Source organism: Lonsdalea quercina subsp. quercina (assembly GCF_000688655.1).
GTDB classification, from domain to species: domain Bacteria; phylum Pseudomonadota; class Gammaproteobacteria; order Enterobacterales; family Enterobacteriaceae; genus Lonsdalea; species Lonsdalea quercina.
Map to the genome: position 1 here is coordinate 21,419 of NZ_JIBO01000005.1, position 14,656 is coordinate 36,074.

The 14,656-nt window shown below is 45.8% G+C and carries 7 protein-coding genes and 7 pseudogenes; 7 read left to right on the forward strand and 7 right to left on the reverse strand.

Translation table 11 applies throughout. From position 1 onward, the window contains the following. Positions 1 to 35 precede the first annotated feature (35 nt). The 3 genes from RZ35_RS04895 to RZ35_RS04905 all read right to left on the reverse strand — a co-directional run bounded on the left by RZ35_RS04895 (position 36) and on the right by RZ35_RS04905 (position 4,146). Positions 36 to 2,606: a fimbrial biogenesis usher protein gene (locus RZ35_RS04895; RefSeq protein WP_051625482.1), complete on the reverse strand. Its 2,571-nt coding sequence runs from the start codon at positions 2,604 to 2,606 to the stop codon at positions 36 to 38. Positions 2,607 to 2,756: 150 nt separating this feature from the next. Continuing rightward, complete coding sequence (locus RZ35_RS04900; protein WP_235195085.1) at positions 2,757 to 3,368, reverse strand: fimbria/pilus periplasmic chaperone; 612 nt, start codon at positions 3,366 to 3,368, stop codon at positions 2,757 to 2,759. A 160-nt stretch (positions 3,369 to 3,528) separates the two neighbouring features. Next, positions 3,529 to 4,146, reverse strand: a complete 618-nt coding sequence (locus RZ35_RS04905; RefSeq protein WP_026742292.1) for a fimbrial protein — start codon at positions 4,144 to 4,146, stop codon at positions 3,529 to 3,531. Between the two features lie 2,548 nt (positions 4,147 to 6,694). Between RZ35_RS04905 and RZ35_RS18275 the strand changes: the two are divergent. Further along, positions 6,695 to 6,952: pseudogene (locus RZ35_RS18275) on the forward strand (transposase); the annotation flags it as partial. 236 nt (positions 6,953 to 7,188) lie between these two features. Here RZ35_RS18275 and RZ35_RS18155 read toward each other — a convergent pair. Further along, positions 7,189 to 7,869, reverse strand: a pseudogene (locus tag RZ35_RS18155) (IS110 family RNA-guided transposase); the annotation flags it as partial. A 122-nt stretch (positions 7,870 to 7,991) separates the two neighbouring features. After that, the gene (locus RZ35_RS18160) at positions 7,992 to 8,192 is read right to left on the reverse strand and encodes a hypothetical protein (RefSeq protein WP_200873745.1); all 201 of its coding nucleotides are present in this window, start codon (positions 8,190 to 8,192) and stop codon (positions 7,992 to 7,994) included. 106 nt (positions 8,193 to 8,298) lie between these two features. On the opposite strand from RZ35_RS18160, the pseudogene RZ35_RS04920 reads away from it, so the two are divergent. Both RZ35_RS04920 and RZ35_RS17200 read left to right on the forward strand, forming a co-directional pair. Further along, positions 8,299 to 9,143: pseudogene (locus tag RZ35_RS04920) on the forward strand (IS3 family transposase); the annotation flags it as partial. 32 nt (positions 9,144 to 9,175) lie between these two features. Continuing rightward, a pseudogene (locus RZ35_RS17200) lies at positions 9,176 to 9,419 on the forward strand (IS3 family transposase); the annotation flags it as partial. Between the two features lie 308 nt (positions 9,420 to 9,727). Here RZ35_RS17200 and RZ35_RS04925 read toward each other — a convergent pair. Together RZ35_RS04925 and RZ35_RS17800 are read right to left on the reverse strand one after the other, a co-directional pair. Beyond that, complete coding sequence (locus RZ35_RS04925) at positions 9,728 to 11,095, reverse strand: hypothetical protein (RefSeq protein ID WP_139171528.1); 1,368 nt, start codon at positions 11,093 to 11,095, stop codon at positions 9,728 to 9,730. 373 nt (positions 11,096 to 11,468) lie between these two features. Continuing rightward, positions 11,469 to 11,647 (reverse strand): annotated as a pseudogene (locus tag RZ35_RS17800) (integrase core domain-containing protein); the annotation flags it as partial. Positions 11,648 to 11,722: 75 nt separating this feature from the next. On the opposite strand from RZ35_RS17800, the pseudogene RZ35_RS17215 reads away from it, so the two are divergent. The 4 genes and pseudogenes from RZ35_RS17215 (at position 11,723) to RZ35_RS18170 (ending at position 14,655) form a co-directional block, all read left to right on the forward strand. Then, positions 11,723 to 12,857 (forward strand): annotated as a pseudogene (locus tag RZ35_RS17215) (IS3 family transposase). Between the two features lie 26 nt (positions 12,858 to 12,883). Then, positions 12,884 to 13,094 (forward strand): annotated as a pseudogene (locus RZ35_RS18580) (helix-turn-helix domain-containing protein). Between the two features lie 527 nt (positions 13,095 to 13,621). Beyond that, the gene (locus RZ35_RS18165) at positions 13,622 to 14,149 is read left to right on the forward strand and encodes a hypothetical protein (RefSeq protein ID WP_200873746.1); all 528 of its coding nucleotides are present in this window, start codon (positions 13,622 to 13,624) and stop codon (positions 14,147 to 14,149) included. 8 nt (positions 14,150 to 14,157) lie between these two features. Further along, a complete protein-coding gene (locus tag RZ35_RS18170; RefSeq protein WP_200873747.1) occupies positions 14,158 to 14,655 on the forward strand; it encodes an SIR2 family protein in 498 nt (165 codons plus the stop codon). Position 14,656: the final 1 nt, after the last annotated feature.

Below are 14,656 nucleotides of genomic sequence, written 5' to 3' on the forward strand. Positions count from 1 at the left end.
ACCAGTAAGTAACCCATCGCTGAATCAGTGATTGTTCAATGACATTCCATATTGATCCTCACTACGGACTGTTTTTCAGCATCCGCGGGCAAGGACCAAGGAGCGGAACACCGTCTGCCAGCTCCGTCGCCCCAATCCGCATTGACCGTCCCTTCCCGCGGCATCCCGGACAAAAACACCAGACCATCATCACCCACAATGCCCGACCGCTCACCGGCCGTCACCATCGCCCCGAAAGGCACCGGTTTGCCTCTATACATCAGCGTCATCAGTATTCGACTACCGGAATACCCCTTAAACCTAGCTCGCACAATAGCTCCACGGGTTGGCACCACACGGCTGACCGCGTAATCAATATCGGTATGGTCATCCAGCGATGCAGTGTCCAGCGCGATCCGATTTTCCCGGTAGATGGTGGCATAGGGCTTAATCGCATACCCGCGCCAGTCCGTGCGGACCCCGGCTTCGTTTTCTACCGCCACGCCGGATACCCCCGGCGCTGCAATCAAGACGCCGGTCTCACCTATTTGCTGTCCCAGGGTCAGACCGTTTGCATGCAGCAGCCCTCCCCCGCTGACGCCATAACTCACTTGCTTGTAGGTGCTGCTATAGCTGTAGCCCGCGTTACTACTTCCATACCCGCCCTGATAGCTCGCGCTTACGCTGCCACTGTCGCCACTGGTGCGCGAATATCCCTGGGATACGTTCCAGCCAAGGTTGTTCCCTTCAAGTGCTGTGCCGCTAAGGCCGGCTTGATGAGTAATATTCCCGGTAGTGTCCTGCCCTGCGCTGTAGGTGGCATATACAGGATGGTGACGGTTCTCCCTATCGCCCGACAAAAAGGCATCCAGCGGTACGGACAGGGATAGATACAGCGATTTATCCGCGCCACTCTGTCCGGTTTCCCGGCTGTAACTCCATGACAGGCTGTAGCTAACGCTTCCAACGGAACTGTTAAACCCAGCCTGCAGAGAATCAGCGGCGCCAGTGCGATTCCAATATGTCTGCCTGACCCCTGTGAGGTATACAGAGCCGATCTTTCCTACCCGCTGAGAGATACTTGCCTGAACTTTCGCCCGCCGGTTGTTATATAGATTGTAATAATCGGTATAGGGCCGCTTTACTGGTTTACCTTCAACGTCAACGGTATCTGTGTCATAACGCCAGCCCGTCATTCCTTTCAGGGCCGTTTCATCCAGTGAGTGGAAACCCTGAGTGGAATAACGATACCCCGTTAGCTGGAACGTCGTACCCAGCGAGTTAAGCGAACGAGCGTATAAGAACCTTAGTGACTGCCCCTGATGACGGGAGCCATCCACAAGGGTACTGTCTGCCTGAGTGATATCAGCAGAAAAGGCACCCAGCAGCCCCAGATTCAGCCCACCGCCGATCAGACCGGACAGATAGTTCTGCGAATACTGCATGCCACCGTAAACAGTGATGTTATGAGGCAGCCCCCATATCAGCGTCCCCTGGGCAAACTCCGGGCTGTTGTAGCTGTCACTTCCCGCCTGATACCGCCCCGCCGTCAAGGAATATTTAAGATGACCTTCACGCTGTAACACGGGTACGGACGAATAAGGCACGGTAAAAGTATGTGTGCTGCCATCCGCTTCAGTGACGGTAACCTCAAGGTCGCCACTGGAATACACCGGATAAAGGTCATTAATTGCAAACGCGCCGGGGGAAACAAAGGTCTGATAAACCCTATAGCCGTTCTGTTTAATGCTGACTTTCGCATTGGTAGTGGCCACGCCCCGAATAACGGGCGCGAATCCTCGGAGACTGTCTGGATACATGTTGTCATCCGTCGCCACTTGCATCCCTCTGAATCCGAGCGAATCAAATACATCACCACTGGTTGTGCTCTCGCCCATCACCAGTTCACTGCGCAGCGGAACAATCGCACGCTCAGCGTAGGTTTTTATGCGCTGCCATTTACGGTAACGGTAATAACGGCTTTCATATTCATTCCACGTACGGTAATCCCGCAGTCGCCATGGCCCCACGTTCAGTCCGCTATTCAGGTTTAGGTAATGGCTGCTACTGTTGCTGTAACGTCCGTGATTGATATTGCCGCTGAAGCTATAGTTCAACAGCGCTGCATTGATCCCCTCATCCCACTTTTTCGGCGAAATATAGCCCCGTGCGCGATTGTGCATGGCAGCCTGTGGAATACTGATATCGAGCCTCATTTTCTGAAAATCGAATGAGGTGGATGCTTGCGGAATGTATCTTCCGGGAGAAATGCACGCATCGTCCTTAATCGCGTTCAGAACGGGGAATGACGTCAGATTCACCCCAAACTCCTCAAGGTCCTGACGGGTCAGACAAGCCATCAATCCTGTCTTATCCAAGATGTCCGATGCGTCTTGCTTTTCCGCCCCCGAGGCCCCTGAACGGGGATCACCATGACCTACAGCCTCAGTGAACCGCAGGTTGCGACTTGCAACCTGTTGATGATTAACATAAATATCAACCTGATAATTTCCGGGCAGTTGAGCGCCCTCTTTCCCAAAACGGGACAGATCCGCCACCATCTGTGCATCCGAGGCAATAAGCTCCGCCGGGAAATAAAGTTCAGCGTGCGCGCACAACGGCAGCATCAGTGCTGCAGTAACCCAGGCCGCCACAGATGATATGGCGCAAAACCGCCTGTTCTCTGGTGCTGTCTTTCCCTTGTGTTGTTTGTTGTCATGTAAAATCTGCATTCAGCAAGCACCCAAATCAAACCTGAGTAAAAAAAAAGAACAGCATTACTTCAGCTCTGAGCGCATTTCCGGTGTCGCCGCACCATAATCGTTGATTGTCCGATACGTCACCGTTCCTCCCGGTGAAGCCGGAAGCGCTAGCGTGGCACTGCTACGCGGTGAAACCATGGTGTCAGGCAGCTTGCTCCCTCCGACCTTCATCTCGACCAAAGTGAGATAATAAGGCGTCGGATTATCAATTCGTATCTGGCCGCCGGCACGGTGAAAGGTCAGTTCAGTTGGCGCTTTATCTACGGTCGGCTTCAGTCCGGCAGGGCGCAGGAATAATTTGATGCGCGTTACCGCCGCCAGCAACAGCATGTTTTTGCCTTCCATCTTCTTCTTGTCGATTGAGGGAATAGCTTTAGTGTTGAAGTAGTAAAGGGTTTCCCGGTCAGGCGCTGCCGATGCGCCGACATACATCAGACGAAGGGTGTTCTCATTACCCGGCCCGCTAACATATAGTGGCGGGGTAACAACAAAATCCTGACTCTTTTTCTCATCTGCCTGTTCTACCCAAGACTGGACCAGGAAGCTGCTCTGTTCCGAGGTATTGCGCACGGACATAGGGACCTGCTTCTGGTTTGCCGGGTAAATAATGCGGGTCCCCCCCAGCATGATGCCTCCTGCATTTGCCAAGGAGGGCATCAGACATACTGTCGACATAAATACTGCTATTAAGGTGTTTCGTATTTTAAAACCGGGCACGATTGTTTCCCCTGATGATGATGAAACCGATGTCCGCGACACTCATGTCGCGGACACAGTGACTCTGCGATTATTCGTAGTTCACTTTGAAGTTAACGGAGGCATTTGCTGCGCCAGCGGTAACAGACGTACCAGTCGCCACATAGGTTGCAGTGAAAGGAATTTCATTTTCACCCGCAATGATGTTCTGTGATTTGGTGCTGGTGCTGCCATCAACCGTGACAGTCTGTCCAGCCTGCATAATCTGGATACCTACGTTTTTGGCCGGCGTAGAGCCAGCTCCATCAGCGGTCAACTGCAGGGTGGTGGAATCCACGGTAGACCCATTGAACGTAATGGACGCTTTGGTGTAGTTGCTCGTCCCGGTAGCCGCACCCGCCTGCGGTGACAAGTCACAACCCACCAACTTGATGGTGAATGGTACTGCGGAGCCGGTGGCGCCTTCTGTTGCCAACTGATTGGTGGCAATTTGCCCCAGAGTGACACTCTGACCATTCGAAGAGCTATCTACCGCACATGGCGCAGCAACAACGGAACCCGTAAAGTTGATTTTGCCACCATCAACACTAATCGCTTTAGGGGAAACCGTCGTTGGCTCATCACCGCCACCACCTTCGTCATCTGCGTGACAAGTGAACGACCCAGCCATTAATACCGGTAACAATGAAGCCAGAATGAGTTTTTTCATTTAAAAATCCTGCTATTTGATATTCATATATTTCATTAGACAGTCAAAAACACCACGTTCTTGATGTCATACTTCATTCGCATGTCATGCGAATACATTTGTCCACTCAGTAAATAGACAAATGTATTCCCTGGATTTCGCAAGACCATACTTCCACCTGACAAAATGAAGTGCTAAACAAATAAAAACATTTAAAGACAGTAATACCTCTTATTAAAGTAACCCCAGAAACTAATAAAACGCCTCATCAAATCAGAGAAAAACAGCCATAGTAAAAAAGACTTAGCTAACTAAAGTTATGTGGAAACAAATCCAAGTTAAGCAATATCGTTTGATTGAAATAAAAATAACGTTAGTTATCTTAAGTAATAAAACAGTTTTCACACTCACCAAAATATTAATTACACCGGCAACTTCCGCTCCTTCACTCCTGAGCGCCATAACCTACGAAGTGGGACTTATTTCACTATAACCGCTTCATCTACTCTGGTTTTATCCGATCCACAGCGATTTCGTTGACGTAAGAATGTGAGATTAATTAATTTTCACCACCCCCACACCTGAGGATTGATTCAAATCAAATTGGCATTATTTTATTTTCACCCCTCAAATTGACTTGGTGCATTATCCATAAACCAAACCGATCGTCAAAGGCGATCAATCAAGCAACTTTAATAGTTAATACAAATCAAATATTGGGTCACCGATCGCTGATTCCGATCATCAAAATAAACTCACACACAAGTAAAATCACTGTTATATATAAGGAAATTAACTTTCCCATCATGTATTCGCAAACACGTTATCAATCGTTAAAAGTGAGAAATAAACAAAATGGCAACAGATTTCATTATCTAAATTAACGCTAGCCGTTTAACTTCCATTTAATTTTATAATAAAGCACAATTTTGAATATATATTTTCGAGAAAAGAACAGATACAAATTGTAGTGATGTTGTTCGTCTTAAAATATCACCCATTCTGAAATGTTTAACACTGACTCACGCGATAGATGGAATTTGATGTATCAAGACACACCTTTTTAATTAAATTGACGCCACTCGTTTAACCCACGTTTAGCTTTTCAAAGAAGCTCGGTTAAATTACTTATTGTCTAAATAAAATCAGATTCGAGATGTCACCAGGTGATTCGTTTCTAAATATTATTTATTGTGTGGTTATTAACATTAACCCCACGCTATAAGTGGAGTAAGGTGTGTCAGACGAACACATCTGGCCGATTACATGCTGACAAATAAACTCGTAACACATTGTTAAATAAAGATATTTAATATTCGGCACAGGCCTGATGTCGCCGGTAGTGGTTGTGTGCCCCTCCTAAATGTGGTTTTGCAGTCCGATCCCTCCATGAAAAACCGTGCTTCCCCGTAGCTAACCGCTGCCAGAAAGTGCCAGACACAAAAACAAAAAAGCCCGCAGTTACGCGGGCTTAGAGGTGTTTTTACTGCTTATACGTGCAGGCTGTTGCCAGAAGCGAAATCATTCCAACAAGATTATCAACCAATCAATAAATTCATTATAAAACATAACATTCATATATTCCGGAATCGTAAGGCTATGAAAAATGCCATACAGAGTCAAAAAACTACCTAAGAGGACGGGTTAGCGCTGCTAATGGCAAAGCTAGCCGATAGCTACCGTTCAAAGACAGCCAGATCATCATCACGAGCACCCTTAGCCAACAACTCAGCCGTATAAGACGGATCGGCCTATAAAAGCTTAGCCATTGCCTCTTAATGGCTACTGTCTTTCATAAAGTTCGCCTAGCACTCAAGCTTCAAGAATAACCCGTTCAGACCACCACAAAACCGTCTGATTCTGGACGACTCCAACCGATTGCAGCAAGCGTCTGCCAACCAAAAGCGGCCAGTGGAAAAAGACTGCTCTAGACCCAATTCAGACGTTTAATGAGTCAAAATAATGACCGCTATGCATAGCGTTGTGGTCTTTCGCAGTCGAAGACAGCACTTACTCTGGGACATCAAGAGGTCGCTGCGACAGCAGCGCACAACGTCATCAACTATCTGAGGTGATGTGCTCATATCCTAAGTGTAACTGTTTTGACCACCGTAGTGGCACCAAAGCCTCGCTGGTTCGTCGCGGCCATATTCGCTTTTTGGTGAACTATCATTGCAGCGCAAAATCTACCTACCGCTCCTAACATCACTCGGATGCGCACTTCGCCAATTCCGTCATTTATCCCCATGATGGCAGTGAGTACTCGAATACTCACACCGTAGCATGGCTTTGCCAAAAGATCCTGATAGTCAACAAGTACTTCGCCATGGCTTTTGCAAGGAGGATTGCCGCCATCCAGGATGCTGCACGGTTGACTGAGCCGCTCTTTGCGCAATGCTCTGACTTGACCAAGAAGCGTTTTCGGACCCTTTGCTTTCTGACAAGCAGTTAAAAGACACTGACCCTGACCCTGACCCTGACCCTGACCCTGACCCTGACCCGAAATCTTGCTCCATTCAGAAACAAAATTCCGGCATGATAACCTCCCCCCTGAACGGAGGTGGTGCCGATGAAAAGATCACGATTCACTAAAGAGCTGGTTGTTTTTGCCCTTAAGTAGGCAAAGCTTGGAACCTCTGTGCCGGACATCTGACGCAAGTTCGGTATCTACGACGCCACTTTTTACGCCTGGCGTAAGAAATACGGCGGGATTTCGCCTTCAGAACTAAAACACATGCGGCAGTTGGAAGAAGATAATCTCAGGCAGAAGAAGCTGGTGGCCGACCAGAGCCTCGATAAGGCCATGCTACAGAACGAGCTGACAAAAATGTATGGTTCGCTACCGTTTTGCAAGCACACGATGATAAAAGCTGTTTGCGTTAATGTATCCGGCCTCTTGCAAGTCAGCTGCTTTTGGCAGCAAGGCCATGATGGAATAAGCGCGTCAAGTTCTCGATAAACTTCTTCGGCTGCTAAAGCCGCTTTTTTGTCCCAGGTTTACAAGACGCCATTGCACAGTTTTGTCATCACATACCCTGCACACTGGTAAGATTTTAAGCGATTTTAGACATCTCGTTGTTGTAAATAGAAAGTGCCCGGTCGAGTCATGACAGCCCAGATAATTCGGGCAATTTTGTTCGCCAGTGCAACAACAACCTTATTGCGGTGTACCCCACGCTCTTCCATAATTTGTATCCACTGTCCCAGCAGATTTGTTGTTCTGTTTAAATGCAGAACACAGGTTCGGGCACCATGGATAAGCAGTTTTCTAAGGTATGCATTACCACGTTTACTCATACCTAATAAACGTTGCTTGCCTCCTGTTGAGTATTCTCGGGGGACAAGGCCAAGCCAGGCTGCTAAATTGCGCCCTGATTTAAATTGTTGACCATTACCGACAAACGCCGTCATTGCTGTCGCTGTCAATTTTCCTACGCCGGGAATCGACGTTAGCCTTTTAGCTATTCCATCCGCATCAGCGATAGATTCAATACGGCGACGAATGTGCAAAAGCTTTTCTTCAAGGGCACGGTATTCCTGCCAGAGATCAGTGAGTATATCCCTCATTGATGGACTCAACTCGTTTTGCTCGTCTGCTAACAGTGAAGGCATACCATGTGTAAATTTCGCAATCCCACTATGAATAGTCAGCCCGTATTCCAGGAGAAATGCTCTGGTCTGATTAACCACCGCTGTTTTATGAGACACCATGCGTTCTCTGATCCGATGTAATGCCTGCAGATCGAGTTGTGCCGTTGTTTATGGTATCACTGTTCGCATAGTAGGGTGAGAGATAGCTTCAGCGATTGCTTCAGCACCAATCAGATCATTCTCGTTTGATTTAACGAAAGGTTTTACAAATTGGGCTAGGACAATGAAGGGCGTATATCCAAATGATTTAGCTTTTCTGGCCAGCCAATGGCAACCCCCATGCCGATTGTCATCTGGGGTACACGGGCCAGATACTCAATTAATTTATCGCGGGTAAAACATCGCCGAATCAGGATATTTGCTTTGTCGTCCATCCCGACTAAACGAAACCTATTTTTACCGATATCAATACCCATTCTGCTCAGGGACTGTGTCTTTATTCTCGACATAACACACATCCAATATAAAGGCTGACAACAAGTGAAATTTTAGCAAGCCGGGTGGGAGCGAACCATTCCATTAGCTTTAAAACCATCGATAAAGCGTGAGCTTGTCAGCCATCTGACGACGCAGTTTACGATGAGCATACGCCAGGCATGCAAGACGTTATCGCTGAGCAGGACGGTGTTTCGTTATCAACCGGATACACGGCGTGATGAACCGGTGATCCAGAGCCTGACTGAGGCGGCTGAACTCTATCCTCGCTACGGATTTAAGAAGCTATTTCAGGTTCTTCGCAGGCAGGGAAATACCTGAAATCATAAGCGTGTACACCGGATTTACTTCCTGCTGAAACTGAATTTTCGTCGCAAAGTAAAACAACGACTGCCCTTGCGTAATCCGGTTCCGCTGGCCACACCGGGAGCGCTGAACCAGAGTTGGTCCATCGATTTTATTCACGATGCGCTCGTCTGCGGCAGACGTATCAGAACCTTCAACGTGGTTGATAATTTAACCGTAAGGCGCTGGCGATAGAAATCGATCTGAATATCCCGGCTCAGCATGTCGTCCGGGTACTGGATAGGATAGTGGCACACCGCGGATATCCACTGAAGATACGGATGGACAATGGGCCGGAATTAGTCTCGCTGACTTTGGCACAGTGGGATGAGGATCATGGTGTGATGCTGGAGTTAATCAAGCCGGGTAAACCTGCGCAAAATGCTTTTATCGAACGCTTTAACCGGACATACTGGACAGAAATACTGGATTTTTACCTGTTCAGAACACTGAACGAGGCACGGGAAATCACAGAGCGCAGGCTGACGGAATACAACAGCGAGCGGCCTCATGAATCCCTGAATAACCTGACACCGGAAGAGTACCGGCTAATGGCTGAAAAACTGAAACTCTCAAAAAATGCGTGAAACTAAAACGGGTGTGCTTACACTTACACCATGAGTGGCAGTCGTTCCTAAATCACACGGTCTTGAAGGCAGCATGAGCGTCGTGGTAACTGTCACGATAACGCAGTTGCGGAAAGCTTTTTCCAGCTACTTAAACGCGATCGGATAAAGAAAAAGATTTAAGGAACGCGGGAAGAAGCCCGCATCAATATTTTTGATTACATCGAAATGTTTTATAACTGTAAGCGTCGGCATGGTTCAAGCAATCAGATTCCACCGGCAGAATACGAAAACTAATATTATCATCGACTCGAAAGTGTCTGGATTTTTCGTGGCGATTCACTTCGACAAGATGATGCTGCAGGATGTGCTGGCAAAAAACTGCCGCCGGCGTGCCCACTGCAGAGAAAGACAGCTATTACTTGTGCTGCGCGTGAGCCGCAATCCGCCGGTTGTCAGAATATGCAGCTAACTTTAAGTCGATTACTTTTGATTATCAGTGGATTAAAACTGTCATCAGTGGCAGTTTTACTAAATTTTTAGCTAGTATAAGGCCCCCAATTTGGGGGCGGTTTGAAAATCTGGTATTATAAATTTTTATGCTATCAATGATCTGAAGCTATGAGGTTTTTATTCCAAATAAATATTTTTACGCCTTCTACTTCGATTACTTTGTCGGGATTACCGAATTGCCTAACAACAGTTGCCTCAATATCATTGTTGTTAACGATGACAAAATTATTTCCTGAGTTATACCACTCATCTTTACTTAGCCATTTCATCTTTATCAGCTTCATACCATCATAATATATTGGTGCTACTTGTACATCACCATATACTGAAATAGATGAAGCATGCCAAAACTCAGCATAGCCTTTTTTTAGACCATTTTTTTTGATAATTTCAGAAACATTATGCATTTGATTGAGGGCTTTAGGAGTATTTAGCATGTTGTAAATACTGTAAATAGATACAACAAACATTACAAAAAATACAAGATACTTCAATCGTGTGTTGCTACATTCTCCATCATTTTTTCTACTAAGGAGTATTGTCGTAAAAATAAAAAATGGAATTATATATCTGATTGATGATACCCCAACATTTACGCTACTTACTACAAAAGCTATGGGCATAACAAAGGTTGCTGAACAAAGATAAACATCAAGGCTATCAAAGTCTTTTGCTTTTTTTAATTTTAAAAAAAGCATGATCATAATATAACTTAGACATGCAAAGGATAAACAAATAAATATAGTCTGGCGGTTGTGTGGATCTGCACCGAAAAAGAAAGAGTCTTGTAATCGTAAAAAACCTTCAACTAAAATATTTAGGTTACTATAAAAATCATCCAATGATACAAATGTTGGGGATGAATATCCTGGAACATTAAACCCGTATTTTTTGAATAGATTCCATATTAACAATGATGATCCATATGAAACTAAGGATATTAGTGTAAGTGCAGACCAGCGCTTACTTATCTTACCTTGTATAAACGTGACAAAAGAAACAGTTAAAAAAGGGACAAGTATTATAAATATAGAGATACTATCACTGAAAAAAACCATCGTTAGTATAAAATAATTGATGATGAGATGACAGTTCAAACCGCTTTTAACGTATTTCATAGTAAGTAATAGAGATGTCAGGCTAAAAATATATGCGCCGATATGAATTACGGGAACTAGTATGTTACTTGTCAAAAACAGGCCCGGTGTTCCCAGCAAGAAAAATGTAAGAAAAAAACCTATTTTTTTATTATCACAGCACATTATTATGAGGGTGCATAAAACCACTAGATATATTGCTGGTAGAGCATAGTTGTACATATAATTATATCCACCGATGAGGATCACCAGTGAATACCAAACTAATTCTGTAAAGTAAAATGGAACAGTTGATAGACTCCAGCCTTTAAGATATATATTACCTTTACTTAAATCGCTAGCGGCAAGGAACCCAGAAGCCATATCCGAATTTATGTTTATTCTTTGACTTATTTTATAGTAGATAAGTGACATAACTAAGGCTATGACTAAGTATAATCCATAGTGGATGAAGTTCCTTTTATTCATTTTTTAACCTGTGTTAGATAATGGAATTGTAGAAGCATATATTACCTTCAATCTCTTCTTACATCTATAGAAAAATACAACAATGACCCGACATCTCTTGGCTGCATATCCTTATTTTTACTGAATATTTGGACTGGATTCATGCCTTGATATTTTACCTTGATCATGATCCCAAATCTGATTTGGACATAATCATAAATAACCGGCTTCAGGTTGGTTGCATATTCTGGCAACCGGCAGATTTTTCGGCAAATTCAGCAGGGGTCGTTCATCCCAGCGCAGAATGGGGGCGGCTCTGATTATAGAGTATGCGCCAGGCCTTGATTTAGCACAGTGCATCCTCCTGAGACATAAATCCGTTTTATTCAGGCACCCCTGCCGCAGTCTGCCGTTAAAAGACTCCACCGTGGCATTATCTGTGGGTGTTCCAGGCCTCGAAAAGTCAATCCTTATACCTCGTGATCCTACCCAGCAATAGTGGACACGCGATTAAGTGAGTAAACTCTCAACCAGAGGCGACTCATGACAAAACCGACATCAACCAGCAAAAAGCCCCGTAAACAACACACACCTGAATTCCGCGATGAAACCCTGAAACTGGCTGAGCGCATCGTCGCTGCTGCTGCTGCCCGCCAGCTCATTATGAATCGCAGCTCTATACCTGGCGCAGTAAGCAACAGCAACAAATGACCTCTTCAGAACATGAAAGTGAACTGGCCGCAGAAAGTGCTCGGTTAAAGCGACAGCTGGCCGAGCGGGATGAGGAGCTGGCCATTCTCTTTAAAAGGCCGCGACATACTTCGCGAAGCGCCTGAAATGGAGTATGTCTTTATCGAAAAATATCAGTCTGAGTTCAGCATCAAGGCCATTGTCGCCCGCAGCGGCTGGTATGCCTGGCGTCTGCGCCGTTATCAGGTCAGCCCGCGTCAGCAGTTCCGCCTTAACTGCGATAATGCTGTTCGCAAGGCATTCAGTGCGGCAAAACAACGGTATGGTGCGCCGCGTCTTGCAGTCGAACTACCGGAATACAACGTGAAAACCATCGCCGCCAGCCTGCATCGTCAGGGGCTGAGAGCAAAAGCCAGCCGGAAGTTCAGTCCGGTCAGCTACCGTGCACACGGCCTGCCAGTATCGGAAAACCTGCTGAAGCAGGACTTTATCGCCAGCGGCCCGAACCAGAAGTGGGCGGGTGACATCACGTACTTACGAACAGATGAAGGGTTGGCTTTACCTTGCGGTCGTTATCGACCTGTGGTCCCGGTCAGTTATCGGTTGGTCGATGTCCTCGCGGATGACGTCACAGTTGGTTTGCGATGCGTTACAGATGGCGATGTGGCGTCGGAAGCGGCCGGAACAGGTTATTGTTCATACAGACAGAGGCGGTCAGTATTGTTCAGCGGATTACCAGACTTTACTGAAACGGCATAATCTGCGTGGCAGTATGAGTGCAAAAGGCTGCTGTTATGATAATGCCTGTGCAGAAAGCTACTTTCACTCACTGAAGGTGGAATGCATCCACGGTGAACACTTCGCCAGCCGTGAAATAATGCGAAGCACAGTGTTTAATTATATAGAGTGTGATTACAATCGCTGGCACCGGCACAGTGCCTGCAGCGGTCTCAGCCCGGAACAATTTGAAAACCAGAACCTCGCTTAGGGCGGTGTCCACATTACGTGGGTAGGATCACAAAAAACATCACCGTCCGTTTTGGACAACGCGTAAAATACTTTGCTTACAGGCCGGACTCTCCAAAGAGGCTTTCGCCGATAAGTGTGGTTTGGATCGCACCTATATTAGTGGTATTGAGCGAGGCGTTGGAAATCCGACGCTGGAAGTGATGGGGTGATTGCTGATGAGTTAGGGATTGATTTTAAGGCTTTGTATGATTTTTAAAATTCTCTAGCTGCAATTATTTACAAAATAAATAATCAGAGAAACCTTGAGAGATGATTGATAATATTTATTCTTAGCCAAGAAAATATTATAACTGTATGCATAATGTTATTAGCTCCACACATTATTTGCAATTTCCGAGTCTTGGCCATGTTCTAAATGCACTGAGGAGTTAGAGATCTTCGTCTTTTCGGAGAACCCAAATAATTCATACTCTCGTGCAGAATATTATAGAAGACTCCTGTTGTCTGTTATGAGCAAGGAGGAGACATTAACAATTTCCGCCAATCGTCACATTTTCGTTATCTTAATCGCCTATAAGATGTCTACCGAACACATGTCTCTTCGGTTTATATTCATTTTTAGTTGAAACGGTAGTGAAAAACACAACCGTTGCAGAATTGTTGCCACCTCGTCTGAAGAATAATTGAATACGCTGTTATAAACATTTTAGTTAGAAAATACCGATCCGCAACACGCAGTAATGCTATCAAATTTTTACATGCACATAGTAAGGAGCAGTAATTGTGAATGCTAATGAGTCTTCATTCTCAGCTGATAGTGACGAAACAGCTACCCCTCCGGCATCCCAAGATGAGAAGAAAACACCAAACATCAACATAATTAAAGTGCGCGATGACCACGTACCGTTACAGTTCATCGCTGATGAAAATCAGACTGCCAAATTTAAATTGACTGAAGGAATAGAGGTGTCTTGGCTAAGCTCTGATTCATTTGGGTCTAAAGATTTGCGCAACCACATCGAACCTTGGCTAACTTCACTGTTTCAGTCAGAGCACCTTTCTTTATTGGCTGGTTCCAGCTTAACACATGCGATTCACTATCTGGCTACCGGGAAAGGTGCTGCTGGTATGAATACTCTGCCTCTTAGCAACCACCGCACCGAAATTAATCAAGCCACAAAGAAAGCAGCCATCGCTGCTGGACGCAAAGAATGCAATCTCGAAGATCAACTGCGAGTTGCTAATGAGTTACTCCGCGGCTTTGAGATATTGCAAAAAAAACTGAGGCTGAAGCTATTTGTGCAGAACTAAAAAGCGGCATGCAAAATTTCGCATATTCAATTCTGAAGAGTGAAGAAGGTATCGCGATTGCTGCGGAACATACACGAGAGCAGGCGTTCAATACTCTGGTTACTTTTCTGATGAGTTTTGCCAGCCGTACCGGGGTGCGGGATCGACTAAATATTTTCACAACTAACTATGATCGGCTCATTGAAGCAGGTGCTGAATTGGCTGGATTGCATTTATTAGTTCGTTTATTGGGCAACCTTATGCCTATTTTCCGTTCCTCTCGGTTAGATTTAGATATGCACTACAATCCTCCCGGCATTCGTGGAGAACCGCGTTACTTGGAAGGTGTCGCGCGTTATACCAAGCTTCACGGTTCGGTTGACTGGGTGCAAACTAAGAAGGATATCCATCGCGTCGGCCTTCCCTTTGGTGCGGAAAGTACCGAACCATACTTAAAAGCACCGGGTCTTGCCGGGACTACTGCTCATCAATTGATGATTTATCCTAATCCCCCTCTGGCAGGATAGT

Coding starts and splice junctions, on each gene's coding strand:
- RZ35_RS18170 (WP_200873747.1), top strand. CDS start 14,158: ATGCAAAATTTCGCATATTCAATTCTGAAGAGTGAAGAAGGTATCGCG.
- RZ35_RS04900 (WP_235195085.1), bottom strand. CDS start 3,368: ATGCTGGGGGGGACCCGCATTATTTACCCGGCAAACCAGAAGCAGGTC.
- RZ35_RS04895 (WP_051625482.1), bottom strand. CDS start 2,606: ATGCTGCCGTTGTGCGCGCACGCTGAACTTTATTTCCCGGCGGAGCTT.
- RZ35_RS04905 (WP_026742292.1), bottom strand. CDS start 4,146: ATGAAAAAACTCATTCTGGCTTCATTGTTACCGGTATTAATGGCTGGG.
- RZ35_RS18160 (WP_200873745.1), bottom strand. CDS start 8,192: ATGGGTATTGATATCGGTAAAAATAGGTTTCGTTTAGTCGGGATGGAC.
- RZ35_RS04925 (WP_139171528.1), bottom strand. CDS start 11,095: ATGGCTTCTGGGTTCCTTGCCGCTAGCGATTTAAGTAAAGGTAATATA.